We start from the raw sequence: 24261 nt of genomic DNA on the forward strand, positions 1-24261 counted from the left end.
CGGCTAGAGCGGCTAGAGCGGCTAGAGCGGCTAGAGCGGCTAGAGCGGCTAGAGCGGCTAGGGCTGTTTGGGTCGTGGGGGGCGGGGGTTTGGGTTGTGGGGGGCGGGGGTTTGGGTTGTGGGGGGGGTGGGGGTGGGTGGGGGTAGGTACAGTCCGGGGAGGGAGGGTGATGAAGGATTTGACGATTCGGCTTGATGCGCTGGATCCGCAGGCGGGGGCGGCGTTGCGCGTTATCGCGTACTTTGACGACCTCAGTGCGCATGGGGCCGGGCTTGCCATGATCGTCAGGGCTGCGGCGTTGTTGGCGCAGGCGCCTGCGGCGCTTGTGGACGAGGGGCGGCGGGTCAGGATCAGGGTGTCTCCCGATGGGTCTCCGGGCGAACCCGTCGGGGAGCCCGATCCGGCGTGGCCGCGCACCGGCGTCGGCTCCGGCGTGCTCTGGCTGGAGTACGCCGGGCCGCCGCGGCCGGTGGACGCGATGGTCCTCGAGCGGGCCGCCGCGGCCGCCGCGGCGGTGCTCGACCGCACCCGGGGCCGCGCGGTCGCGACGGCGTCGCTGGAGACGCTGTTCGACGCGGAAGCCCCCGAGGAGGCGCGAGCGCTCGCGGGCCGCCGCCTCGGCCTGCCGGAGACCGGCCTCCTACGCGCCGTCGCCTACCTCGACGGCCGCGCCGCGGTCCTCAGACACGACGAGGCCCCCATGGAGGGCTCACGCGCCGGGGTCGGCCCCGGCACGCCCCTGCTCGACCTGCCCGCCTCCTGGGAGGCCGCGAGGCTCGCGCTGCGCCTCACCGCCGACGGCTCCGACCACGACCCCGGCCCGCGCGTCGTCCACGCCGCCGAGTCCGGCGCGCTGCTCCTCCTTGCCCGCGCCGTCACCCCGGAGACCCCCGAGATCGAGGACGTCACCCGCCTCGACCGCGCCGCCCAGTCGGCCCCCTGGATGCTCGCCACCCTCGACGCGATCGTCTCCGCCCCCAGCCTCCGCGCCGCGGCCTCCACGCTCCTCCTGCACCACTCGACCCTCCAGGACCGCCTCGTCCAGGCCGAACGCCTCCTGGGCTGGCCCCCGCACACCCCCCAGGGCCGCCTCCGCCTCCAGCTCGCCCTCACCCTCCGCCGCCTCCACCGCGCCCCCTGACGCTCACCCCAGCATCCGCGTCACGAACGCGACGGCCTCCGGCGCGGCGTCACTCCCCGGCCACCACGACGGCCCGCTCCCGCACAGGTCGCGGCTCAGCGCGAGGTGCGCGGTGCCGCCGTTGACGTCGGTCGCGTGCACCGTCTCCACCCCCCGAAGCCCGCCCTCGGTCCACTTCTTCGCGCACTTCAGACGCGAGGTCCCCTGGTCGGACGCCTCCACGATGTCCCGCAGCTCGACCATGCCGTCCCTGGCGACCGCCTGCTCCCGCAGCGTCAGACGCCCCGCGCTGTCGGCGGCGTACCGGCACGCCCGCGCGACGGCGAGGGCCGACGGCACCTCCCGCACGCCCGAGCCCCTCCTGAAGTCGGTGACGATCCCCGGCGCGGGATGCAGGACGGCGGCCTGCGCGAACTCGTCGGGAAGCGTCTCAAGGCACGCCACCGGGGTGATCTCGGCGGGGTCGCGCGCGGTCTCCGCCCGCCACAGCCGCAGGAACGCGTTGTGCGTCTCCCGCGCTCCGTCCCGCACCGCGCGCGGCCCCCTGAGCTCGCCGGAGCTGAACGCGAACTCGAACGCGGTCCGGTGCCCGTCGGCGTACCGCAGGACGAGGTTGACCGACGGGTATCCCACGAGGGTGTGCGGGCCAGAGCCCCACCCCGACCTCGGCAGGTCAGCCAGGACGTCCTGAAGCTCGCCGACGCGCTCGGTCAGCCGCAGCGCCTCCGTCCAGCGGGCCTCCTCGAACACCGACATCCGGCACAGCACCGCCTCGACCGCCCCGTCCTCGGCGAGGGCGCGGGTGTTCGGCGGCCCCCACGGCGCGATCCTGCCCCAGCCGTAGTCCACGTCGCTGATCGGACGCACGGGACACCCCGAGTCCCCGTACTGGACCTCGACGGGCTCGGGACCCCCCGCATAGGGTGCCGCGCCCACACCCACGACGAGTAGTGCGGCGACAGTGAGCAGTGCGCGTGTTTTACGCAAGGTTCCTCCGGTGTGAACGCGGCTTGACCGAATGATCGCACCGCGTGCCGGTTGGGCGAGAGCGTGCTGGTGAGAGGTAGTTTCAGAAGGAAAGTGAGGTGCGTCATTTCTCTCTCGACAGTCGACGACCTGGCCAAGGCGCTGCCCGACAGCCGCCTCATCACCGACCCCGACGTGCTCACGGGCGTCAGCCACGACGAGGCGGCGTGGGCCCCCGTCGGCGCGCCGCTCGCCGCGCTGCGGGCGGGTTCCGCCGACGAGGTCGCGCGGGCCGTCGCGGCCTGCGCGGACCTCGGCGTGCCCGTCGTGCCGAGGGGTGCGGGCACGGGGCTCTCCGGCGGCGCGAACGCCGTGGACGGCTGTCTCGTGCTCGACATGTCGCGGATGAACGCGATCGTGGAGATCGACCCGGAGAACATGATCGCGGTCGTGCAGCCGGGCGTCGTCAACGACGACCTCAAGGCGGCGGTCGCCGAGCACGGCCTCTGGTACCCGCCGGACCCGGCGAGCGCGCCCTGGTCGACCATCGGCGGCAATGTCTCCACCAACGCGGGCGGCCTGTGCTGCCTCAAGTACGGCGTCACCCGTGACTACGTGCTCGGCATGGAGGCCGTCGTCGGCGGCCCCGCGGGCCCGTACGGGACCCGCGCGCGGCTCGGCAGGCGCACCACCAAGGGCGTCGCGGGCTATGACCTCACGAGCCTGTTCGTCGGCTCCGAGGGCACCCTCGGCGTCGTGACCGAGGTGACGTTGCGGCTGCGTCCGGCCCGCCGTGACGCGCCGCGCACGGTCGTCGGCTCGTTCTCCGGCCTTGTCGAGGCGGGGCAGGCCGTCGCGCTGGTCACCGCGCGCGGCCTCGTGCCCGCCGCGCTCGAGCTGCTCGACCGCACCTGCCTCCAGGCCGTGGAGGACTGGAAGCACCTTGGCGTCGACCCGTCGGCGGAGGCGATGCTGCTGGCCAGCGTCGACTCGCCGGGCGCGGCGGGCGAGGAGGAGGCCGAGGCCGTCGCGACGGCGTTCCGCGACGCGGGCGCGCTGTGGGCCGAGCGGTCGAGCGACCCGGTCGAGGCCGAGGCGCTGTTCTCCGCGCGCCGCCTGGCCTACCCGGCGCTCGAGCGGCTCGGGCCCGTCCTCACCGAGGACGTGTGCGTGCCGCGCTCGACCGTCCCGCTGATGCTCGCCAAGGTCGAGGAGATCGCGCGCCGCCACGGCATCCGCATCGCGACGATCGCGCACGCGGGCGACGGCAACCTGCACCCGCTGCTCATCACCCCGCCCGGCGACCCGGCCGCGCGCACCGCCGCCGAGGCCGCGTTCGACGACCTCATCGCCGCGGCGCTGGCGCTCGGCGGCACCGTCACCGGCGAGCACGGGGTCGGCCTGCTCAAGCGCGCGGGCATGCGGCAGGAGCTGTCCCTCGGGGTGCGGGCGATGCAGCGCGCGGTCAAGGACGCGCTCGATCCGCTCAACCTGTTCAACCCGGGCAAGGTCATAGGCGACGACCCCGACCTCATCAGGCCCTGACGGTCAGCCCGGCGTGTACCAGCGGCCGTCCGGCGTGAGCCGGGCGGCCTCGGCGGGCCCGTCGCTGCCCTTGGCGTAAGGGAAGGGCGCGTCCTTCGGGTCGAGGATCGGCGCGACGACCCGCCAGCACTCCTCGATCGCGCGCGGGCTGGCGAACCGCCGCGGGTCGCCCGTCATCACCGCCGCCATGACGCGCTCGTAGGCGGTGACGTTGCTGCCGGTGAGATGCGGAAAGTCGGCCGACGCCGCGATCAGGTCGATCCTGTCGCCGGTCCGCGCGGCATCCCCCGGCTTCGACCCGCGCCCCGTCAGCAGCTGGACAGTCAGGCCCGCCTCGGGTTCGAGCCGGAACCGCAGCAGGTCGGGCGGCGCCTTCTCCACATCCCTGGAGTGCCGGGACGCAGGAACCGGCCTGCGCGTCTCCACGACGATCTCCGTGGCGGTCGTCGCGAGCCCCTTGCCCGCCTGGACGCAGAACGGCACACCCGCCCAGCGCGGGGTGTCCACGAACAGCCGGAGCGCCGCGAACGTCTCGGTCGTGGAGTCCGGTGCGACCCCTTCGGTCTCCCGGTAGCCCTCGTACTGGCCGCGCACGTAGTCGGCCGGGTCGACCGTGCGGAAGGCGCGCAGCGCGCGGGCCCGCTCGGTGACGACGTCCTCGGCCGACCCGCTCTCCGGCGTCTCCATCACGAAGTAGGCGAGCGTCTGGAGCAGATGGTTCTGCACGACATCACGCAGGCATCCGGTGCCGTCGTAGAACCCTCCCCTGCCCTGGACGTCCAGATCTTCGATCCCGAAGACCTGCACGGAGGTGACGGCCTCGCGGTGCAGCGCCCGGTCGATCAGGGAGTTCGCGGCGCGGAAGGCGAGCAGGTTCTCCACCGCGTCCTTGCCGAGGAAGTGGTCGACGCGGCGGATCTCCTCGGCCGGGAAGCAGCGGGTCAGCTCCTCCTCAAGCGCCCGCGCGGACTCCAGGTCGTGCCCGAACGGCTTCTCCACGACGAGCCTGGCCCGCTCGTTCAGCCCCGCCGACGCCAGAGCCTGCGCGGTCTTGGCGTACTGCTCGGGCGGAATCGCCAGATAATGGGCGACGAAACCGCAGTCGGCGATCTCCTCGGCGATGCTCTCGAAGGTGTCGGGGTCGTCGTAGTCGACGGCGGCGATCCGGAGCGCGGCGGCGAACGCGGCGAACGCGTCCTCGTCCACCGGGCCCTGCGCCGCGACGGCGTCACGCGCCCTTTTCCGCAGGTCGTCAACGGTCTTTCCGCCGCGCGTGACGCCGACGACCCTGCCGAGGTCGAACCCATCGCGCACCAGCCGGTACAGCGCAGGGAGCACCATCTTGGCGGCGAGATCGCCGGTGATCCCGAACAGCACGAGCGCGTCGGCCCGCCGCTCAGCACCCTCCATGAAGGCCCTCCCCCGCTTCCGGTCTCCCCCGTGGCCCTTCCCGTCACCGCGGCCCCGGGAAACCCCGCGCAGGTCAGGCGGTCGGCGCGGCGAAGACCCGCTTCCCCTCCACGTAGGTGAGGTCGACGCGGGTCTCGGCGAGCGCGTCGGGGTCGGCGTAGGGGTCGCGGTCGAGGACGACGAGGTCGGCGAGGTTGCCGGACACGAGCGAGCCGGTGTCGTCGAGGTGGTTGGCGTGGGCGGAGCCGGCCGTGTAGGCGGCGAGCGCGGTCGTCAGGTCGAGCCGCTGGTCGGGCAGGAACACCGGACCGTCGGAGTCCGGCAGGACCCGGTTGACCGCCACGTGCAGCCCCTCGAACGGGTTCGGGGTGGACACCGGCCAGTCGCTGCCCGCCGCGAGGGTCGCGCCCGCGCGGTGCAGGTCGGCGAACGGGTACTGCCAGGCGGCGCGTTCTTTGCCGAGGAACGGGATCGTCAGCTCGTCCATCTGGGGTTCGTGCGCCGCCCAGTACGGCTGGAGGTTCGCGATCGCGCCCAGCGCGCGGAAGCGTGCGACGTCGTCGGGGTGGACGACCTGGAGGTGGGCGAGCTGGTGGCGGGTGTCGCGGAAGCCGTTGGCGGCGCGGGCCGCCTCGATCGCGTCGAGCGCCTCGCGGACGGCCCGGTCGCCGAGCGCGTGGAAGTGGACCTGGAAGCCGTGCGCGTCGAGGGCCACGACGTAGGAGCGCAGCGCCTCGGGGTCCACAAAGCTGAGGCCGCTGTTGCCGGTCTGGCAGCCGCACGCGTCGAGGTAGGGGGAGGTCATCGCGGCGGTGAAGTTCTCCGCGACGCCGTCCTGCATGACCTTGACCGACGAGCAGCGCAGCCGCCCCACGGTGAGGCGTTCGCGTTTGTCGAGGAGGTCGGGGATCTGCTCGGCCCCCCTGGTCCGCGACCACCACAGCGCCCCGACGACCCGCGCGGTGAGCGTGCCGTCCCGCGCGGCGGTGAGGTAGGCGTCGGAGACGTCGGGGTAGCCGTCGGTCCCGCAGATGATCGCGTCCTGCCACCCGGTGATGCCGAGGGCGTGCAGCGTCTCCTGGCCGCGCAGCAGGCCGTCCAGGCGCTCGCGCGGGGTGTCCGGGGGGACGTGTGCGCCGACGAGGTCGACCGCGCCCTCGTGCAGCGTGCCTGAGGGGTGCCCCGCCGCGTCCCGCTCGATCCTGCCGTCGGCCGGGTCGGGGGTGGCGGCGGTGAGCCCGGCGATCTCCAGCGCGCGGGAGTTCGCCCAGGCCCCGTGGTGGTCGCGGTTGTGCAGCAGGATGGGACGGTCGGGGACCGCCTTGTCGAGCAGGTCGGCGGTGGGCGCGCCGCCCGGGAAGCTCTCCATCGACCAGCCGCCGCCGGTGATCCACGGCAGGCCCGGGTTGGCGTCGGCGTAGGCGCGCACGCGGCGCAGGTACTCGGCGACCTCGGTGGTGCCGGTGAGGTCGCAGCGCGCCAGCTCCATCCCGCCCATGACGGCGTGGACGTGGGCGTCCTGGAAGCCGGGCAGCAGCGCGCGTCCGCGCAGCTCCACCACCTCGGTCCGCGGTCCGACCAGATCCCCGACCTCGGCGTGTCCGACCGCGATGATCCGCCCGTCCCTGACGGCCAGGGCCGTGGCCCTGCTGCGGGCCGCGTCCATGGTCAGGACCGGTCCCCCGGTGAAGACCAGGTCGGCGGGACGGTCGTTCATGCGTGCTCCTTCCGCACCCGGCGCGCTCCGTCGCGCACCGGAACAAGCATGCCCGAAATCGCCGAGTAGGTCCTACTCGGCCCTCCCGGAAGCCCATGGGGACCCGGGCCGGTAACCGTCGCGTTAAGCGCGGTTTCGGCGAGGGGTCGGCGTCCTCTGCTCTCTTGACGGCCTCCCGGCGGCTGACTTACGTTCCCTTCAGCGTAACGGTGTTTCTTGTAAGGAAACGGAAAATGGGCGAAGTCATATACCTCAGCCGCAGAAGGCTCCTCCAGCTGGGCGGCGTCACCGCCCTCGCGATGGCGGCCGGATGCGCCACAAGCTCCGAGGAGGACGGCGGCGACGCCGCCTCCACCCAACTCGTCTTCGCCTCGACCTCCATCACCAACTCCCTCGACCCCCTGATCGCGCTGTCCAGCGTCGGGACCACGTTCACCACCCAGGTGTACGACCCGCTGGTCGACCTCGGCGCGGAAGGCAAGCCGGTACCCGCCCTGGCGACCGCGTGGAAGCAGGTCGACGACCTCACCGTGGAGTTCACGCTCCGCGAGGGCGTCGTCTTCCACGAGGGCGGCGCGTTCGACGCCGCCGCCGTGGTGGCCAACATCGAGCGGGTGCTGTCGGACAACCCTGCCTTCGCCGCCCGCAAGGGCGAGATGGGCTTCCTCAAGGGCGCGGAGGCGGTGGACGCCAAGACCGTCAGGGTCACCACGTCCAAGCCCGACCCCGTCCTGCTCAACCGGCTCAGCCGCCTGCACATCGTCGACCCGGCGGTCTTCGACAAGGACCCGGCCAAGGTCGCCTCGGGCACCGGGCCGTTCAAGGTCGCCAAGTACGAGCCGAACAAGAGCATCGACCTCGAGGCGTTCACCGAGTCCTGGCGCGCGCCCGAGACGCTCACCTCGGCCCGGCTCATCGCCATCCCCGACTCCGGCACCATGACGACGGCGCTGCGCTCCGGCGAGATCGACGCGGTCTTCGGCCTGCCGCCCGCCGTCGCCGCGCAGCTCAAGGACTTCAACGTGCAGGCCCCTCCGGCCGGGTCCTGCGCGATCCTGTCGATGATCCCGGCGGTCGAGGCGAAGCTGCGCGACAAGAACGTGCGGACCGCGCTCAACCTCGCGGTCAACAAGGACGAGTTCGTCAAGGAGGGCCTGTCCGGCTTCGGCGAGGTGCCGACCGGCCAGCTCCTGCAGCCCGGCTACCCCGGCTACGACGACTCCCTGAAGGGCTTCGGGTTCGACGCCGCCAAGGCCAAGCAGCTGCTCGCCGACGCGGGCGCGGACGGCATCACCCTGAACATCGCCACGACCGCGCTGTTCAAGCAGCAGGCCGAGATCGTCGCGGGCTACCTCACCGAGGTCGGCATCAAGAGCGAGGTCGTCATCCAGGACCTCGCGACGTTCATCACCTCGCTGCTGAAGAAGAGCGAGGTGCCGCTGCTGTACTGGCAGACCGACTACTTCGACCTGAAGGACATCGCGAGCGTCAGCAGGTTCGGGCCGCAGCCCGAGGGCGTCCAGAGCCACTTCGAGAACGACGACTACACGTCGCTGTTCGCCGAGTCCGGCACCGAGATGGACCCCGACGCCAGGGCCGCGACGATCCGGGAGATGGCGGGGGTGCTCAACGCGGAGGCCGGCGTGGTGTTCCTCGCCTGGCCCAAGACCGTCTACGTCCACCCCGAGAGCGTCGACCTCGGCCTGACGCCGAACGGCAACGCCTCGCTCGCCACGTCGAAGAAGAAGTCCTGACCTTGGCGACCGCGTCACTCAAGCGGCCGGACGCGTCACGCGCGCGTCCGGCCGTGCCGACCTGGCTCCTGTGGACCGTCGCGGTGTGGGCGGTCCGCCTGGCGGTGACCGTCCTCGGCATCCTCACGCTGCTGTTCGCGCTGCTGCACCTGTCCGGCGACCCGGCCGCGGTGATGGTCGGCCCGGGCGGCAGCGCGGAGGACCTGGCGAAGGTGCACGCCCAGCTCGGCCTCGACCGCCCGTTCCTCGACCAGTACCTCGCCTTCCTCGGCGACGTCGCGCGCCTCGACTTCGGGGACGCGCGCGGCACCGGCGAGGCGGCGCTTCCGGCCGTGCTCGCCAAACTGCCGCTGACCCTCCAGTTGGTCGCGGCGACCCTCGTGGTCTCGGTCGCCGTCGGGCTGCCGCTCGGGGTCCTCGCGGCCGCACGGCGGGAGGGCACGCTCGGCAGGATCATCGCCGGGGCGGCTGCGCTCGGCCAGGCGATCCCGAACTTCGTGCTCGGGCTCGTCCTGCTGCTGGTGTTCGCGCTGTGGCTCGGCTGGCTGCCCTCCTACGGCTCCACCACGCCCGCGCACACCGTGCTGCCCGTGATCACGCTCGCGCTGTTCACGCTGGCCCGGGTCGTGCTGCTGACCCGCGCGGGCGTCATCGAGGCGCTGTCGCAGGACTTCTGCCGCGCCGTCGTCGCCAAGGGCGGCGGCCGCTCGCGGGTGCTGTGGCGGCACGCGCTGCCGAACGCGTTCCCGCCCGTGCTGGCGTTCCTCGTCACCGACACCGGCTACCTGCTGTCGGGAACCGTCCTCGTCGAACAGCTCTACGCCTATGACGGGATCGGCCGCGGGCTCGTCATCGCGATCAACGAACAGGACTATCCGACGGTCCAGGCGACGGTCTTCACCGTCGCCGTCATCGTGGTCGCCGTCAGCGCGCTGGGCGACGTCCTCGGACGGGTCGCCGACCCGCGCGTCGGAAGGGAGTCCGCCGGATGAGCCGTCTTTCCACCCCGGCGCGAATCGCGCTAGCGGGGCTAGCACTGCTCGCCGCCGCAGTGGCGTTCGGGCCGCTGCTGCTGCCCGCCGACCCGCTCAAGCAGAACCTCGCCGACGGGCTCGCCCCGCCGTTCTGGATGGACGGCGCGATCCCCGGCCACCCGCTCGGCACCGACCAGCTCGGCCGCGACCTCCTCGTCCGCACCCTCGCGGGCGGCAGGACGTCCCTGCTCGTCGGGTTCGTCGCCGCAACCCTCGCGTGCTTCCTCGGCATCCTCGCCGGGCTCGTCGCCGGATACCTCGGCGGGATCATCGACCGGCTGATCATGGGCGTCGGCGACCTGTGGATCGCGTTCCCGTTCCTCGTGCTGGCGATCGCCGCGATCACCGTCGTCGGGTCGTCCACGCCGGTGCTGATCGTGCTGCTGACGCTCGCCGGATGGGTCACCCCCGCGCGCGTCACCCGCGCGCTGGCACGACGGCTGAAGGGCGAGGACTACGTGAGCGCCGCCGTCGGGTTCGGCGGCGGCCACAGGTATGTCATCGCCAGGCATCTGCTGCCCGCCGTCGCGGGCGCGAACGCCGTCATCTGGACGTTCATGGTCGGCGCGCTCGTGCTCATCGAGGGCGGCCTGTCGTTCCTCGGGCTCGGCGTCCGGCCGCCGACGCCGTCGTGGGGGACCATCCTCAACGACGGGCGCGACCTCATGGAGACCGCGTGGTGGGTGCCGCTCTGGCCCGGCCTCGCGCTCACCCTGACCGTCCTGTTCGTCAACCTCCTCGGCGACGGCCTGCGCCGCGTCTTCGACGTCAAGGAGAGCGACCGTGCTTGAAGTCCAAGACCTCAGCGTCACCGCGGGCAAGACCGTGCTCGTCGACGGGGTGTCGTTCGCCGTCGCGGCGGGGGCGATGCTCGGGCTCGTCGGCGAGTCCGGCTCCGGGAAGACCACCGCCGTGCTCGCGCTCGCGGGGCTGCTCCAGGAAGGGGTAGTGCGCTCGGCCGGAGAGGTGTCCCTCGACGGGTCGCCGCTGACCGACGCCAGGCTCGCCAAGGTGCGCGGGAAGGACGTCGGGCTCGTGTTCCAGGACCCGTCGGCCTCGCTCGACCCGCTGATGCGGGCCGGCGCGCAGGTCGCCGAGGTGTACCGCGTGCACGGCGTCGGACGCGGCGAGGCCAGGCGCAGGGCCGTCGCGCTGCTGGCGAAGGTCGGCGTCGCGCGGCACCGGGCGTTCCCGCACCAGCTGTCCGGCGGGCAGCGCCAGCGCGTCGGCATCGCCGTCGCGATCGCGCTCGGCCCGCGCCTGCTCATCGCCGACGAACCCACCACGGCCCTCGACGTCACGGTCCAGGCCCAGATCATGGAGCTGCTGCTGTCCGCGCAGAAGGAGACAGGGGCGGCGACCGTCATGGTCAGCCACGACCTCGACCTCGTCGCCAGGCACGCCGACGACGTCGCCGTCATGTACGCCGGACGGCTTGTCGAGACCGGGCCCGCCGCGAAGATCTCGGCGAGACCACGGCATCCGTACACGCGGGCGCTGCTCGAGTCGCGGCCCAGGCTCGGCGCGGCGCGCGGGCCGCTCCCGGTGATCCCGGGGCAGGCCCCGCATCCGTCGGCGCGGCCGTCGGGGTGCGCGTTCCATCCGCGCTGCCCGCTCGCCTTGGCGCGCTGTGCGACCGAGACGCCTCAGCTCGTGGGCGGCGTCGCGTGCTGGGCGGCCGCCGATGAGTGAGCCGCTGCTTTCCCTCACCGATGTCCGCAAGTCCTACGGGCGCTTCGAGGCGGTCGCGGGCGTCAGCCTCGCGGTGGGCCGGGGCGAGACCGTCGCCGTCGTCGGGGAGTCCGGGTCGGGCAAGTCGACGCTCGGGCGCTGCGCGGTGCGGCTCACCAGGCCGACGTCGGGGAGCGTCAGGTTCGACGGGGTCGAACTAGCCGGGCTGTCCGGGCGGCGGCTCAGACCGCTGCGGCCGCGCTTCCAGATGGTGTTCCAGGACCCGTCGGGCTCGCTCGATCCGCGCTGGACCGTCGGACGGTCGCTCGCCGAACCGCTCAGGCTGCAGGGCCGCGACGCCGACGTGGGCGCGCTGCTCGGGGAGGTCGGGCTCGATCCGTCGTTCGCCGCGCGCAGACCGCACGAGCTGTCGGGCGGGCAGCGGCAGCGGGTGGGGATCGCCCGCGCGCTCGCCCTCTCACCCGACCTGCTGGTCCTTGACGAGCCCGTCACGGCCCTCGACGTGTCGGTCCAGGCGCAGATCATCAACCTGCTGCTCGAACTCCAGGAGACGCGCGGCCTCGCCTACCTGCTCATCTCGCACGATCTCGCGGTCGTCGGCGCGCTCGCGCACCGGACCGCCGTGATGAGCGAGGGCGTGGTGGTCGAGGAGGGGACGACCGAGCGGGTCTTCCGCGCGCCCGAACACCCCTACACCCGGACCCTTCTGGCGTCGGCGGGCGGCTAGGCTCGTCGGCTGTGCCACCGGAGACCGATCTCGCCAAGCTGCTCGCCGGAATGCGGCCGGGCCTCAACCCCGGCCGCTACGTCTTCACGACGGTTCCCGGGCCCGTGCCGCCCGGGGTCGCGCCCGTCGTGACCGTCGCGGAGGCGGAGGGCGTGACGCTCGTGCTGCGTCAGGAGGAGGCCGACGCGGCGGGCCTCGCCTATGACTACGTCGCGGGCTGGATCACCCTGCGGGTCAACTCGGCGCTGGCGGCCGTCGGGTTGACCGCCGCCGTCTCCGGCGTCCTCGCCGCGGCGGGGGTGAGCTGCAACGTCGTCGCGGGCTTCCACCACGACCACCTGTTCGTCCCCCACGCCGAGGCCGAGCGGGCCGTCGCGCTGCTCGTCGAGCTGGCCGCGTCGGCCTGACGGGCCGGGTCAGCCGCCGGGCCGGTGCAGGAAGCTGTCGGCGACGGAGGTCAGCTTGCCCTCGTCGAGCCGGTGCAGCGGCTGCGAGACGTTCACCCCGATCCACGTCGGCACCGGCCCGGACGGCGCGGCGATCGTCCATGACGCCTCCACCGCGACCGGCGTGGGGTGCGCGGCGAGCCGCAGCGCCTCGCCCAGGCGCGCCAGATCCGGGTCCTGTTCGCCGTGCCGCCAGACGACGGACGGGCCGACGCTCCGCCACGCGCCCACCACGCCGACCTCGAGCTTGTCCGGCGGGTCCGCCGACAGCAGCGGGGTGCCGTCGGGCAGCCGCCAGTGCGCGGGCGCGTCGCCGAGCGCGCCCCACCTGCCGCGCGCGGCCGCGCCGACGATCGCGTGCAGGAACGCGGGGTCGGCGCAGCGCGCGCCGAGGAACACCTCGTCGGTGCAGAACACCTCGACCGCGACGTCGGGCCCTGCGGCGGCGATCCATTCGCTGAGCTCGTGCGCCGACGCGGTGTGCGGGCGGACCACGAACGGCTCCTCCCACACGCCGCCCGAGGCGAACTCAAGCCGGGTCACCGGAAGCCCGGCACGCGTCCGCAGCACCTCGGGCAGGCTCGTGCGGGTGGGCGACGCCTTCTCGGTCGCGGCGCGCACCGCCTCGCGCACGGCACGCGAGACATGCCGCCGGTCGAGCCTGTCGATCGCGGCGGCGGTCGTCCCGCCCGGCGTCGCGACCTCGGCCAGCAGCTCGCCGGGCGCGGCCTTCTCCTCGCACATCAGCGTCCCGGCACCGGCGAGCGTCCGGGTGACGAGCACACGAGCCGTCTCGGGGGCGAGGCCCTCCCCCACGGCGGCCTCCACCATCGCCTCCGCGACGTAGTACAGATACGCGGGCCCTGACCCGACGACGGCGGTGGCCGCCCCCTGCTCGGCCTCCCCCACCCATGTGACTGCCCCGACCTTCTGGAACACCTCCTCAGCCCGCCGCCGCGCCTCGGGCGGCGTCGTGTCCGCCGCCGACAGGACCGTCATCCCCGCCCCGTAGGCGACGGCGATGTTCGTCATGGCCCGGACGCCGGCGACGCCGTCGGGCAGCGCCTCGGTGACCCGGGCGAGCGGCACCCCCGCCGCCAGCGACACCACGAGCACGCCGGGCCGCAGCTCGCCCGCGATCCGCTCGAGCACCCCGGCCACCCCGGGCGGCGGCACCGCCACGAGCACGGTCGCCGCGCCGCGCGCGGCCTCGGCGGGGTCGGTCCCCACCGCGATCCCCAGTTCTCCGCCGAGCCTCGCCGCCGCCTCCGCCGACCCCGAGGACCCGGCGATCCCTCCGGCCGGGACCCCGCCGCGCAGCAGCCCCCTGACCACGGCCTCGCCGAGCCGTCCGACGCCGACCACCGCGACCTCACGCCCTGTTGTCCCCATAAGCCCGGTGTTGCCGCCCCGCCCGACCCCCACCCCGAGGCCGCTTGATCTTTACCGTGCCCTGGCCTCGCGGCCCGGGCGTCGTCAGGCGGGCAGGGGTTCCGCGCCCAGGGCGGCGAGCAGGGCCGTCATCGTGGCGGTCTCCTTGCGCTGGGCGGCCGACATGTGCAGGGCGAGGGTGCGGACCGCCGGATGGGCGGCACGGCGGGCGGCGGCGTCGGCCATCAGGACGCCGCCCTGGTGGTGGCGGATCATGAGCTGGAGGAAGCGCGCTTCCAGGGCCTCGCCTTTCAGGTCGGCGAACGCGTCGATCTCGTCGGGGGTGGCGAGGCCGGGCATGGGCGCGTCGGCGCTGTGCGGGTGGGTCTCCATCCATGACATGGGCGGGTCCGCGCCGATGTGGGGGGCCTCCCAGAGCGTCAGGAAGCCTTCCAGCTGGCCGATCTCGCGGAGCTGTGCCAGCTGCATGCCCGTCGCGAGCTGGGCGACGGAGTCGCCGGGGTCGCCGCCGAGGACCGCCTGGGTGAGGGTGACCGCCTGGGCGTGGTGGGCGATCATGTCCTGCGCGAAGCCGATCTCCACCTTCCCCGCCGGACGGTCCTGCTCGCCGCCCCGTCCGGCGGCCAGCAGGGCCGCGGTCGCGCCGAGGGCGACGAGCAGGACGGCGATGAGGGCGCGTCCGGCAAGCGCCCTGGTCACAGGGGGTACGCGCCGTTGCTGAAGCGCAGCAGCAGCGCGCCGTTGTCGTCGCAGGCGACGTAGAGGCGGTTCCCGGCGAAGCGCGGCGGCGACATGCACCAGTCGGCGGTCATGTCGGTCTCGCCGGTGTACAGCGGCGCGTCGTCGGGCGCGGTGTTCAGCAGGTCGGAGAAGTAGCCGCCGAACGGGACGAACGCGTGCGCGGAGTTCGCGAGCTTCTTGCGCTTGCCGACCTGGCCCGGCGGGTTGAAGTAGGCGATCTCGCGCGGCTTCCTGATGTCGCGGATGTCGAAGACGCGGATGCCCGACTGCGCCCAGCCGCAGGCCAGCGCGGTCGGGTTCACCGTGCGGTCCATCGAGCAGTAGTGCGAGTCGTAGCCGAAGATGCCGTTCTTCGCGAGGTCGGCCTTGCGGGCGTTGGCGTGCTCGGGCCTGTTGATCTCCAGCTTGATCTTGCGGACCAGCTTGGGTCTGCGTTCGTTGGTCATGTCGAAGAAGCGGACGCCGCCCGAGCCGAGCTCGTCGACCGCGATCAGGTAGGTCCTGCCGCGCTGGGTGAACGGGTGCGCGTACTGGCTGACGATCCCGTCGGGCCAGGAGACCTCGGAGATGAGGCGCAGCCGCGCGTTCGGCTTGCGGCGCTGGATCGCGCTCGAGTCGTAGACGCTGATCCCGGCCGGGATGCCGGAGTTGGCGATGAACAGGCGGTTCCCGTCGGGGCTCGCGTAGACGCCGTGCGACATGGTGTCGGTGAGGCCGTTGAAGACGACCTTCGGCTTGCGCGGGTCGGTCATGTCGAGGGCCGCGACGACGCCGCCGACGATCCCGGTCGTCCAGTAGGTGCGGCCGTCCGGGGACCAGGCGGCCTCGTGGCCGGGGAACGCGCCGGGCATCGTCAGCTTGGTGCCCTTGACGCCGTTGAGCAGGCGCGGGTGGGCGCAGTCGGTCTTGACGTCGTAGACCGAGACGAAGAACCCGCCGACGACCGCGCCGACCGACACCGCGGCGAGCAGGCCGCGGCCCTGGTGGACGCGCAGGGTCTCCCAGGTGCCGCCGAGGGTCGCCGGGCTCACCAGCGACGTCGTCATCCTCGGCTTGCGCGGGTTCTTGAAGTCCACGACGTTCACGCCCGGCCGTTTCGCGGCGACGGCGCTCGGCAGGACGGTCCCGAGGTACTGGCATGTGCCGTACGACGCGGCGACGATGCCGTTCCCCTGCCCCTGGTAGCGGCCGACGAGTTCAAGGTTGCACTCATAGCCGCGTTGGGAGCGTCCGTTCTTACGATCCTTCAACGGGACCTGCCCTTGCAGGCCCGTCTCCGGCCGGGAGCCCGGGCCGCAGTGGGCGCGCGGCACCTTCGCGCTCACCGCAGCCCCGGCGACGGCGGGTGAGGCCGCGGCCGTCCCGAGGCCGACCGCCATGAGCAGCCCGACGAGGGCCGCGCCGACCCGTCGTCGTGTTCCCTCGGACGTCGTCGCTCGCGCCACAGGTCTCACCCGCCTCCGCCTCGCGCCAGGGTCACGGATTGAACATAGATCCGCGATTACCGTGTGACAAGAGTCATATTCCCACAGAAAGAGAACGGCGTTTCGTGGCAAAGTACGGAAAACCGGGCGGGCCTTCTGCGGTCAGGAGTCCGTGTAGTTCGCGGGACGCTTCTGGAGGAAAGCGGCGATCTGCTCGGTCTGGTCGCGGGTGTAGGAGGTGAGGATCTGGGTGCGGTTCTCCAGGTCGATCCCCGCCTGGAGGCTCGCCACCTCGAGCTGGCTCCAGGCGACCTCCTTGGTCATCCACACGCCCATCGGGCTGTTCGCGCTGATCTGCGCGGCGGTCTCCAGCGCCGCCTCGACCACCGCGCCGTCGGGCACGACCCGGCTGACCAGGCCGATCCGGAGCGCCTCGTCGGCGTCCACGAACCTGCCGGTGAGCAGCAGCTCGTGCGAGATCCCCGCGCCGACCAGCCTGGGCAGCAGCCAGCTCACGCCGATGTCACAGCCGGACAGGCCGATCCGGACGAAGGCGGCGTTGAACCGCGCCGAGGCCGCCCCGACCCGCACGTCGCTGGCCAGGGCGAGGGCGAAGCCGCCGCCCGACGCCGGCCCGTTCACAGCGGAAATAACCGGCTGGCGCAGGTTGCGGAGCTTCGGCACGAGCGACGCGATCGCCTGCTGGACGTGCAGCCCGGCCTGCGGGCTCGACAGGCGCGGCGCGTGGCCGTCCGCGGGCTCGGCGTTGTCGCGGCGCGGCGGGTCGTACAGGTCGAGTCCCGCGCAGAACGCCCGGCCCGCGCCGGTGAGGACGACGACGCGGCAGGCGTCGTCGAGCGCGATCTCGTCGAGGACCGCGTGCAGGTCCTTGATCATCTCGCCGGACATCGCGTTGAGCCGTTCCGGCCGGTCGAGGGTGAGCAGCCGGACGCCGGGCGCGGGCTCCTCGGACCTGACGGTGTGGCCCGAGGCGGGGGTGTCGCGCAGATAGGCGTCGCCGTTGGTCAGCATGGGATTCCTTCCGGTCAGCGGGTGACGAGGCCGCCGTCGACGTGCAGGACCTGGCCGGTCATGAAGCTCGCCGCGTCCGAGGCGAGGAAGAGCGCGGGGCCGACCATCTCGTCGGGCTCGGCCATCCGGCGCTGCAAGGCGGCCTCCTCCATCGCCTTCTGGAACTCCGGCGGGTTGTTGCGGACCATGTCGGTGTCCACGGTGCCCGGGGCGAGCGCGTTCACCCGGATGCCGCGCGGCGCGAACTCGGCGGCCATCGCGCGTGTGTAGGAGACCATCGCGGCCTTGGCGGCGGCGTACATGGAGACGTACGGCGAGTAGAGGAACGCGCCCGCTGAGACGACGTTGATGATCGACGCCTTGGGGCTCGCGGTGAGGGGTTCCAGCGCGCGCTGGACGAGGAACACGGGGCCGCGCACGTTGACGTCCTGGGACTTGGCGAACGCCTCGGGGGTGAGGGAGCCGAGCGGCTGCGCCAACGGGTTCGCGGCGTTGTTGACGAGGACGTCGAGGCCGCCGAACGCGTCGAGGGTGCGGGTGACGAGCGCGTCGAGGGCGTCGAGGTCGCCCAGGTGGGTGGGGACGCCGAGGGCCTCGGCCCCGCGCGCCCTCAGCTGGGCCTCGACGGCCGCGCACGCCTCGGGCTTGCGGCTGGCGACGACCACGCGCGCGCCCGCCGCGGCGAAGCCCTCGGCGATGGCGAGGCCGATGCCACGGGTGCCGCCGGTGACCAGGGCGGTCCTGCCGGTGAGGTCGAACAGCGACCTGAGCTTGTCAGCGTCCACGGCGGCCGCCCTCGCGCGGAACCTGCCGGACTGCGTCACGCATGATCCTCCTCGGCGCGGCCCGGCGAAGGGGGGTGGGTCCGGGACGCGCTCCGGGAACTCTTCCTGAAGTGACAGTATCTGTCAATATATAAAGTATTTAACGCAGCACCCCGGCCGCGGCGAGCCTGGCGATCTCCGCCTCGCCGTAGCCGAGACCGCGCAGCACCTCGGCGGTGTCCGCGCCGCGCGACCTGGGCGCGCTCGGCTCGCGGGTGCGCGACCTGCCGAACCGCACCGGGACGCCGACGCCCCGGTAATCGTCGTTGTCGACATAGAGGCCGCGGTGGCGCACCTGGGGGTCGGTGAGCGCGGTGCCCACGTCGTTGACCGGGCCCGCCGGGACGCCCGCCGCGATCAGCCGACGGGTCAGCTCAGCCCCGTCCCAGGCGTCGATGAGCTCGGCGAGGAGGGGGACGAGCTCGTTGATGTGGGTGATCCGTCCGGCGTTGTCGGCGAACCTCGGGTCGGTCGCGAGCTCGGGGCTGCCGAGGACCGTCGCCAGGGCGGCGAACTGGCGGTCGTTGGCGGCGCTGACGAAGAAGTCGCCGGAACGCGTCGTGAAGACCTGGTAGGGCGCGAGGACGGGGTGCGCTCCCCCGGTGCGGCGCGGGACCCTGCCGTCGGCGGTCCAGCTCGCCGAGTGCGGGTGCAGGAGCGACACGACCCCGTCGAGCAGGGCCGCGTCCACGAGCTGGCCCCGGCCGCTCGCGGCGCGCTCGTGCAGCGCGAGCAGGACGCCGCTGAACGCCAGGTGCGCGGTCATGACGTCGACCACCGGGACGCCGACGCGCAGCGGCTCACGGTCGGGGTAGCCGTTGACGCTCATCAGGCCGCCGTATGCCTGGAGGACCGCGTCGTAGCCGGGCAGGCCGCCCATCGGGCCGTCCGCGCCGAAACCGCTGATCCTGCAGTAGACCAGGCGCGGATGCCGGTCGGCGAGGACGTCCTCGTAGCCGAGGCCCCAGCGGGCCATCGTGCCCGCCTTGAAGTTCTCGACGACCACGTCGGCCTCGCCGATGAGGCGGGTGAGGACCGCGCGGCCTGCGTCGTCGGCGAGATCGAGGGAGATGTTGCGCTTGTTGCGGTTCAGTCCGTAGAAGTAGGCGCTCGTGCCGTCGTCGTGGAAGGGCGGGCCCCAGGTGCGGGTCTCGTCTCCGGCCGGGCCCTCCACCTTCAGTACCGACGCGCCGTGGTCGCTCAGCATCTGCGCGCAGTACGGACCGGCGAGAACCCGGCTGAGGTCGAGCACCCGCAGGCCGGACAGGATGCCGTCCTCGTCAGGGCCCCAGACGTCTCCGGCGTCGGCCATGCCCGCCCCCTCTCCGCACACGCGGAACGTGCCAAACGGCAGGAACCTACCAGGACGCTCCTTGGCGGCCTTCGGGTGCCCTCGGTACTGGTGAGGCCCTTACCTGGGGCGTACCGGACGGCTTCCTTGCGCGGGGTAGCTCTTCCCAGAGGGCGGCGTCTCCGCCTACCGGGGAAGGGACACGACATGGAGCACACCCGCCTTGGCGCGTCGGGGCTGCGCGTCAGCCGGATCGCGCTCGGCTGCATGAGCTTCGGCAAGCCGTTCGAGCAGGCGCCCTGGATCCTTGACGACGCCGAGGCCGGACCGCTCTTCCGGCAGGCGCTCGACCTCGGGATCACCTTCTGGGACACCGCCAACTACTACGGGCGGGGTACGTCGGAGGAGATCGTCGGGCGGGCTCTGCGGAAGTACACGCGGCGTGAGGACATCGTCCTCGCGACCAAGGTGTTCCTGCCGATGGGCGAGGGGCCCGGCGGATCAGGGCTGTCGCGTCGGGCGATCATGGAGCAGGTCGACGCGTCACTGCGGCGGCTCGACACCGACTACGTCGACCTGTACCAGATCCATCGGTATGACCCTGATGTTCCGGTCGAGGAGACGATGGAGGCGCTGCACGACGTCGTCAAGGCGGGCAAGGCCCGCTACCTCGGGGCGTCCTCGATGTGGGCGTGGCGGTTCGCGAAGATGCAGGAGGCCGCCTCGGCGCACGGCTGGACGAGGTTCGTGTCCATGCAGGACCAGTACAACCTGGTGCAGCGCGAAGAGGAACGGGAAATGTTCGGGCTGCTCGCCGACCAGGGCGTCGGGTGCCTGCCGTGGAGCCCGCTGGCCGGTGGACTCGTCACCAGGCCGTGGGGTGAGCGGTCCACGAGCCGCGCGGCCAGCAACCCCACGCGCGACCCGTCGGGACGGCCCATGTTCCTTGAGTCGGACCGGGCGATCGTGGACGCGGTCCAGCGGATCGCCGACGCCCGGGGCGTCCCGATGGCCCAGGTCGCGCTGGCGTGGGTGCTGCACAACCCCGTGGTGACGTCACCGATCGTGGGGGCGACGAAGCCGGGCCATCTCGCCGACGCCGTCGGGGCGCTCGACCTACGGCTCACCGAGGAGGAGATCGCGTCCTTGGAGGGGCCGTACACACCACGCGAACCGACGTACTTCTGAGCGCATATCTTCCGCGTGCGTTGCTACCGAGTGCGTTCCTTCTGAGCGCCATCCTTCCGGGCGCGTTGCCTCAGGCGCGTTTCCTTCCGAGCTCCTTCCGCCCGCGTGCCCTCCTTCCGGGTGCGTTGCCTCCATGCGCGTTTCCCTCCGGGTGCGTTCCTTCTGCGGCCTTTCCTTCGGCGTCTTGCGTGAGCTGTCGCGGTGGTCGTTCCTCGTGGGCCGTTGCGTGAGCCGTCTGAGTGGGCTGTTGGGTGGGCTGTCTTGGGACCGGTCCCAGGAGGGGGTGGTGTCGCTGGGAGGCGTCACTGTGTGCGACCGAAGACTTTGCCCGATCCGTCCGACATGCGAAGATCTCCGCGTGCCTGACCGGGGCGGATGACGCAGTCCTTGACCCCTGTCAGGCGGCATCCCCGGCGCGTGCCGCGCCGTCGCGCGCGGGGACCGCGGCGCCGGGGTCGGCCGGAGCACGGACGGCCGACGCGGAATCTTCGAGGGGAAGGGCTCTGATGAGGGCTACCTTGCTTTACGGTGCTGGCGACATCCGGGTGGAGGACGTGCCGGACGCCGAGATCAGACAGCCGACCGACGCCGTCGTGCGGGTACTGCGCTCGTGCATCTGCGGGAGCGACCTGTGGCCTTACGCGTCACAGCCCGCGTCCGAGCGCGGCAGGCGCATCGGCCACGAGTTCCTCGGCGTCGTGGAGGACATCGGCGCGGACGTCGGCGGCCTGGCGCGCGGCGACCTCGTCGTCGCGCCGTTCATGTTCTCTGACAACAGCTGCGAGTTCTGCCGCGAGGGCCTCCAGACCTCGTGCCGGCACGGCGGCATGTGGGGCGTCGGCGACGTCGACGGCGGGCAGGGCGAGGCCGTCCGGGTGCCGCAGGCCCAGGGGACGCTGGTGCGGCTCCCGGTCGCCGAGGACTCCGCGCTGCTCCCGTCGCTGCTCACGCTCTCCGACGTGTTCCCGACCGGCCACCACTGCGCGGTGAAGGCCGGCGTCGGACCGCGCACGACCGTCACGGTGATCGGCGACGGGGCCGTCGGGCTGTCGGCGGTCCTCGCGGCGCGCCGCCTCGGGGCCGAGCGGATCATCCTGATGGGCCGTCACAAGGACCGCACCGACATCGGCATCGAGTTCGGCGCGACCGACATCGTCCCCGAACGCGGCGAGGAGGGCATCGCAAAGGTGCGCGAGCTGACCGGCGGCCGAGGCACCCACGCCGTCCTGGAATGCGTCGGCCTCGAAGACGCCGTCAACACCGCGCTCCGCGTCGTCCGCGCGGGCGGCGTAGTCAGCCGCGTAGGAGCCCCCCAATACGGCCGCGTAGCCCTAGGCACAGCCTCCTTCCTCAAGAACATCACCTTCACCGGCGGCGTGGCCCCCGCCCGCGCCTACATCGAAACCCTCCTCCCCGACATCCTCGAAGGCCGCATCACCCCCGGCCGCGTCTTCGACCGCACCCTCCCCCTCTCCCAAACCCCCACCGGCTACGAAGCCATGTCCACCCGCACCTCCCTAAAAATCCTCCTACACCCCTAACCCCCTCCCCCACCCCACGCCCACCCACCGAACACACACCCACCGACCCAGAGCACCTCACCGCCCGAACCACATAGCCACCCCAAGGCGCGGACCTCAGGCGCGACACAAGACACAAGGCAACCCCGATCCACGAGGTAGGACAGGGCGCGGGGTGGGGCAGGGCTCGGCGGGCGGGCCAGAGCTAAGCCGCAGGCACGCGGCCAAACCGGCGCGAGCGCAAGACGCAAGGCGCGCGCAAAGCGCAGGCGCGAGACGCGAGACGCAGGGCGGGCGCAAAGCGCGGGTGCAAGGCACGGGGTAGGCGCAGGGCGCAGGGGTCCGGTGTGGCGCGAGACGCGTGGCCGGGGGCGCGGTGAGCGCGGGGTGCGGGGGTCAGGTGCGGCGCGAGACGGGTGCGAGGCTCGGGGCGGGAGCGAGGCGCAGGGTGGGCGCAGAGCGCGGACCAAGGGCGCGAGGCGCGGGGCCGGGGGCGAGCGCGGGGCACAAACCGGGCACGAAGCGCAGGGCCGAGGCGAGCGCAAGGCGCGAGGTAGGCGCGGGGGCGGGGTGGGGTGGGGTGGGCGCAAGGGGTGGGTTTGGGAGGGTGGTGTGGAAGAGGCGGGTGGCGCTGACCCGGGCGGGCTGTCCGAGGGGCTCCGGCGAACTCTGAAGGGCGGAGTCGCCTACGGCCTACCAGACGTAGGCGCTGAGTTCGAAAGCAAACTGGGCGGGGTCGACGCGGGCAGGGCCGGGGTCCGGCGCGAGGCGCGAGGGGTCAGGTGTGATGTGAGGCGGAGGCCGGTGCGAGGCACGAGGCCGAGGCGAACGCGACGCGCGGGGTCGGCGGGGGGCCGGGGTAGGCGGGCGCAAGGCGCAGGGTGGGCGCAGGGCGCGGGCCGAGGGCACGGGGCGCAGAGCACGAAGCGGGAGTGCGGGACGAGCGCGACGCAAGACCGAGGGCGCGGGGCGGGAGCGGGGTGCGGGGTCGGGGCGGGAGCGGGGCGCGGGGTGGGCGCGAGGGTGGGGTGGGTTAGGGGTGGGTGGCGTGGAAGAGGCGGGTGGCGATGGCTCGGGCGGCCTGGTTGAGGGGGGCCGGGGAGTTCTGGAGGGCGGAGTCGCCTACGGCCTGCCAGACGTAGGCGCTGAGTTCGAAGGCGAGCTGGGCGGGGTCGATGTGGGCGGAGAGTTCGCCCTGGGCGACCGCGGTGCGCAGGGTCTCGGTGAGGTAGGTGCGCCAGTCGGCCATGTCGCGGGCGATGGCGTCGCGGACGCGTCCGGGGCGTGAGTCGAACTCGGCGGCGATCGAGTAGATGATGCATCCGCCGGGGAAGACCCCGTCGGAGACGTAGCCGAGCCACTGGCTGAGCAGCGCCTCAGCGCGCGGCAACCCGTCGGGCCGCGCCTGGGCCCGCAGCACGACACGTTCGGTGAACACCCTGCGCGCCGCGCGCACCGTCGCGAGCTGCAGCTCCTCCTTCGACCCGAAGTGCGCGAAGACCCCGCTCTTCGACAGCGAGAGATCCGCCGCCAGCCGCCCGATCGACAACCCCTCAAGCCCCTCACACGACGCGATCTCCATAGCCCTCTCCAAGATCACCCGCCGAGTCTGCTCCCCCCGCACCACCCGCCCATCAGCCTTCCCCTTAGCCCCCGCTCCCGTCCCGGCCCCCCCGCCGACCGCCCCCGCCTCCACCGAAGCCTTCCCACCCTCCAGGCCACCCTCGCCCCAACGAACCTCCCCGCCACGAGCCGCGCCACCGACCCCCTCCCCGCCGCGAACCCCACCACCACGAGCCGCCGCGCCGCCGGCGACCTCGCCACCGAGCACCTCCCAGCCGCGAACCTCACCGCCGGAAACATCGCTGTCGCGGACCTCGCCGCTGGCTGCCTCCCCGCTGCGGACCTCGCCGCCGGGAACCTCGGTGTCGAGAGCCTCGCCACTGAGCGCCTCACTGCCGAGAACCTCGCCGTCGCGAGCCGCACCACTGAGCGCCCCGCCGCTGGGGGCCTCGCCGTCGGGGACCTCGGTGTCGTGCGGCTGCGTGTCGGGGGTTTCGGTGGGGTGCGGGTCGAGGTCGTGGGGCTTTTCGTCGTGGGTGTGGGGCGTGCCGTCCATGGGCTAACAGTACGACCATTCGTTCTATCAGTCACTCGACAAGGCCGGGTGGGGGCAGTAGGTCGCACGATCGTTCGTACTTGACGGCGGCTCTCGTCGTGGCGACCTTGGCGGCGGCGGCGGTGGCGACGAACGCGTGGGTAGTGTTCGCCCCGTCCGGGGCCGAGTGCGCGGCGTCGACGGCAGCCTCTCACGGGGCGCTGGGATTCCGGCACGTGTGGGTCGAGGCCCGGGGGTTTGTCTTCGTGGGTGCGGGTCGGGGTTCCGGGGCTCGTCGTCGGCGGGCGGGACCAGGCC

The 24261-nt window shown here is 72.8% G+C and carries 20 protein-coding genes; 10 read left to right on the plus strand and 10 right to left on the minus strand.

Annotated features, from left to right (window positions below; translation table 11 throughout):
* Positions 1-170 precede the first annotated feature (170 nt).
* A complete protein-coding gene (locus R9X44_RS33915; RefSeq protein WP_319818472.1) occupies positions 171-1142 on the plus strand; it encodes a helix-turn-helix domain-containing protein in 972 nt (323 codons plus the stop codon).
* A gap of 3 nt (positions 1143-1145) precedes the next feature.
* On the opposite strand, the gene R9X44_RS33920 is transcribed toward R9X44_RS33915, so the two are convergent.
* Positions 1146-2009, minus strand: coding sequence for a hypothetical protein (locus R9X44_RS33920; protein WP_319818473.1), 864 nt, complete (start codon positions 2007-2009; stop codon positions 1146-1148).
* 213 nt (positions 2010-2222) lie between these two features.
* Here R9X44_RS33920 and R9X44_RS33925 point away from each other — a divergent pair, with 213 nt between their 5' ends.
* Positions 2223-3653, plus strand: a complete 1431-nt coding sequence (locus R9X44_RS33925) for an FAD-binding oxidoreductase (RefSeq protein WP_319818474.1) — start codon at positions 2223-2225, stop codon at positions 3651-3653.
* 3 nt (positions 3654-3656) lie between these two features.
* Here the strand turns inward: R9X44_RS33925 and R9X44_RS33930 are convergent, their stop codons facing one another.
* Positions 3657-5063 (minus strand): glucose-6-phosphate dehydrogenase, encoded by a 1407-nt coding sequence (locus R9X44_RS33930; protein ID WP_319818475.1) that lies wholly within the window; start codon positions 5061-5063, stop codon positions 3657-3659.
* A gap of 73 nt (positions 5064-5136) precedes the next feature.
* On the minus strand, positions 5137-6780 hold the full coding sequence (locus R9X44_RS33935) for an amidohydrolase (protein ID WP_319818476.1): 1644 nt from the start codon (positions 6778-6780) through the stop codon (positions 5137-5139).
* A 233-nt stretch (positions 6781-7013) separates the two neighbouring features.
* On the opposite strand from R9X44_RS33935, the gene R9X44_RS33940 reads away from it, so the two are divergent.
* The 6 genes from R9X44_RS33940 to R9X44_RS33965 are packed head-to-tail and all read left to right on the plus strand — an operon-like array spanning position 7014 to position 12394.
* On the plus strand, positions 7014-8534 hold the full coding sequence (locus R9X44_RS33940; RefSeq protein ID WP_319818477.1) for an ABC transporter substrate-binding protein: 1521 nt from the start codon (positions 7014-7016) through the stop codon (positions 8532-8534).
* A gap of 2 nt (positions 8535-8536) precedes the next feature.
* On the plus strand, positions 8537-9526 hold the full coding sequence (locus R9X44_RS33945) for an ABC transporter permease (protein ID WP_319818478.1): 990 nt from the start codon (positions 8537-8539) through the stop codon (positions 9524-9526).
* A complete protein-coding gene (locus R9X44_RS33950; RefSeq protein ID WP_319818479.1) occupies positions 9523-10359 on the plus strand; it encodes an ABC transporter permease in 837 nt (278 codons plus the stop codon). Before R9X44_RS33945 ends, R9X44_RS33950 begins: the two co-directional genes overlap by 4 nt.
* A complete protein-coding gene (locus R9X44_RS33955) occupies positions 10352-11260 on the plus strand; it encodes an ABC transporter ATP-binding protein (protein ID WP_319818480.1) in 909 nt (302 codons plus the stop codon). Before R9X44_RS33950 ends, R9X44_RS33955 begins: the two co-directional genes overlap by 8 nt.
* Positions 11253-11987 carry an ATP-binding cassette domain-containing protein gene (locus R9X44_RS33960; RefSeq protein ID WP_319818481.1) on the plus strand — a complete coding sequence of 245 codons (735 nt, stop codon included), beginning with the start codon at positions 11253-11255 and terminating at the stop codon, positions 11985-11987. The genes R9X44_RS33955 and R9X44_RS33960 overlap by 8 nt, the downstream gene beginning before the upstream one ends.
* A gap of 11 nt (positions 11988-11998) precedes the next feature.
* Positions 11999-12394 carry an ACT domain-containing protein gene (locus R9X44_RS33965; protein ID WP_319818482.1) on the plus strand — a complete coding sequence of 132 codons (396 nt, stop codon included), beginning with the start codon at positions 11999-12001 and terminating at the stop codon, positions 12392-12394.
* 9 nt (positions 12395-12403) lie between these two features.
* Here the strand turns inward: R9X44_RS33965 and proC are convergent, their stop codons facing one another.
* The 6 genes from proC to R9X44_RS33995 form a co-directional block, all read right to left on the minus strand.
* Positions 12404-13825 (minus strand): pyrroline-5-carboxylate reductase, encoded by a 1422-nt coding sequence (gene proC, locus R9X44_RS33970; RefSeq protein ID WP_319818483.1) that lies wholly within the window; start codon positions 13823-13825, stop codon positions 12404-12406.
* 84 nt (positions 13826-13909) lie between these two features.
* A complete protein-coding gene (locus tag R9X44_RS33975; protein ID WP_319818484.1) occupies positions 13910-14524 on the minus strand; it encodes a DUF305 domain-containing protein in 615 nt (204 codons plus the stop codon).
* Entirely contained in the window at positions 14521-16011 is a 1491-nt protein-coding gene (locus R9X44_RS33980; protein ID WP_319818485.1) for a hypothetical protein, read from the minus strand. Before R9X44_RS33980 ends, R9X44_RS33975 begins: the two co-directional genes overlap by 4 nt.
* A 141-nt stretch (positions 16012-16152) precedes the next feature.
* Positions 16153-17022 carry an enoyl-CoA hydratase/isomerase family protein gene (locus R9X44_RS33985; RefSeq protein ID WP_319818486.1) on the minus strand — a complete coding sequence of 290 codons (870 nt, stop codon included), beginning with the start codon at positions 17020-17022 and terminating at the stop codon, positions 16153-16155.
* Between the two features lie 14 nt (positions 17023-17036).
* Complete coding sequence (locus R9X44_RS33990; RefSeq protein WP_319818487.1) at positions 17037-17846, minus strand: glucose 1-dehydrogenase; 810 nt, start codon at positions 17844-17846, stop codon at positions 17037-17039.
* Between the two features lie 100 nt (positions 17847-17946).
* On the minus strand, positions 17947-19158 hold the full coding sequence (locus R9X44_RS33995) for a CoA transferase (RefSeq protein WP_319818488.1): 1212 nt from the start codon (positions 19156-19158) through the stop codon (positions 17947-17949).
* Between the two features lie 186 nt (positions 19159-19344).
* Between R9X44_RS33995 and R9X44_RS34000 the strand changes: the two genes are divergently transcribed.
* A complete protein-coding gene (locus R9X44_RS34000; RefSeq protein WP_319818489.1) occupies positions 19345-20325 on the plus strand; it encodes an aldo/keto reductase in 981 nt (326 codons plus the stop codon).
* Between the two features lie 506 nt (positions 20326-20831).
* On the plus strand, positions 20832-21866 hold the full coding sequence (locus R9X44_RS34005) for a zinc-binding dehydrogenase (RefSeq protein ID WP_319818490.1): 1035 nt from the start codon (positions 20832-20834) through the stop codon (positions 21864-21866).
* A 1012-nt stretch (positions 21867-22878) separates the two neighbouring features.
* Here R9X44_RS34005 and R9X44_RS34010 read toward each other — a convergent pair.
* Positions 22879-23964, minus strand: a complete 1086-nt coding sequence (locus tag R9X44_RS34010) for a TetR/AcrR family transcriptional regulator (protein WP_319818491.1) — start codon at positions 23962-23964, stop codon at positions 22879-22881.
* Between the last annotated feature and the right edge of the window lie 297 nt (positions 23965-24261).

It is taken from the genome of Actinocorallia sp. A-T 12471, from assembly GCF_033875155.1.
In the GTDB taxonomy this organism is placed as follows: domain Bacteria; phylum Actinomycetota; class Actinomycetes; order Streptosporangiales; family Streptosporangiaceae; genus Actinocorallia.

Bases quoted from the DNA above. Each gene is read 5' to 3' on its own strand.
- R9X44_RS33930 (WP_319818475.1), bottom strand. From the start codon at position 5,063: ATGGAGGGTGCTGAGCGGCGGGCCGACGCGCTCGTGCTGTTCGGGATC.
- R9X44_RS33950 (WP_319818479.1), top strand. From the start codon at position 9,523: ATGAGCCGTCTTTCCACCCCGGCGCGAATCGCGCTAGCGGGGCTAGCA.
- R9X44_RS34005 (WP_319818490.1), top strand. From the start codon at position 20,832: ATGAGGGCTACCTTGCTTTACGGTGCTGGCGACATCCGGGTGGAGGAC.
- R9X44_RS33935 (WP_319818476.1), bottom strand. From the start codon at position 6,780: ATGAACGACCGTCCCGCCGACCTGGTCTTCACCGGGGGACCGGTCCTG.
- R9X44_RS34000 (WP_319818489.1), top strand. From the start codon at position 19,345: ATGGAGCACACCCGCCTTGGCGCGTCGGGGCTGCGCGTCAGCCGGATC.
- R9X44_RS33995 (WP_319818488.1), bottom strand. From the start codon at position 19,158: ATGGCCGACGCCGGAGACGTCTGGGGCCCTGACGAGGACGGCATCCTG.
- R9X44_RS33915 (WP_319818472.1), top strand. From the start codon at position 171: ATGAAGGATTTGACGATTCGGCTTGATGCGCTGGATCCGCAGGCGGGG.
- R9X44_RS33985 (WP_319818486.1), bottom strand. From the start codon at position 17,022: ATGCTGACCAACGGCGACGCCTATCTGCGCGACACCCCCGCCTCGGGC.
- R9X44_RS34010 (WP_319818491.1), bottom strand. From the start codon at position 23,964: ATGGACGGCACGCCCCACACCCACGACGAAAAGCCCCACGACCTCGAC.
- proC (WP_319818483.1), bottom strand. From the start codon at position 13,825: ATGGGGACAACAGGGCGTGAGGTCGCGGTGGTCGGCGTCGGACGGCTC.
- R9X44_RS33960 (WP_319818481.1), top strand. From the start codon at position 11,253: ATGAGTGAGCCGCTGCTTTCCCTCACCGATGTCCGCAAGTCCTACGGG.
- R9X44_RS33940 (WP_319818477.1), top strand. From the start codon at position 7,014: ATGGGCGAAGTCATATACCTCAGCCGCAGAAGGCTCCTCCAGCTGGGC.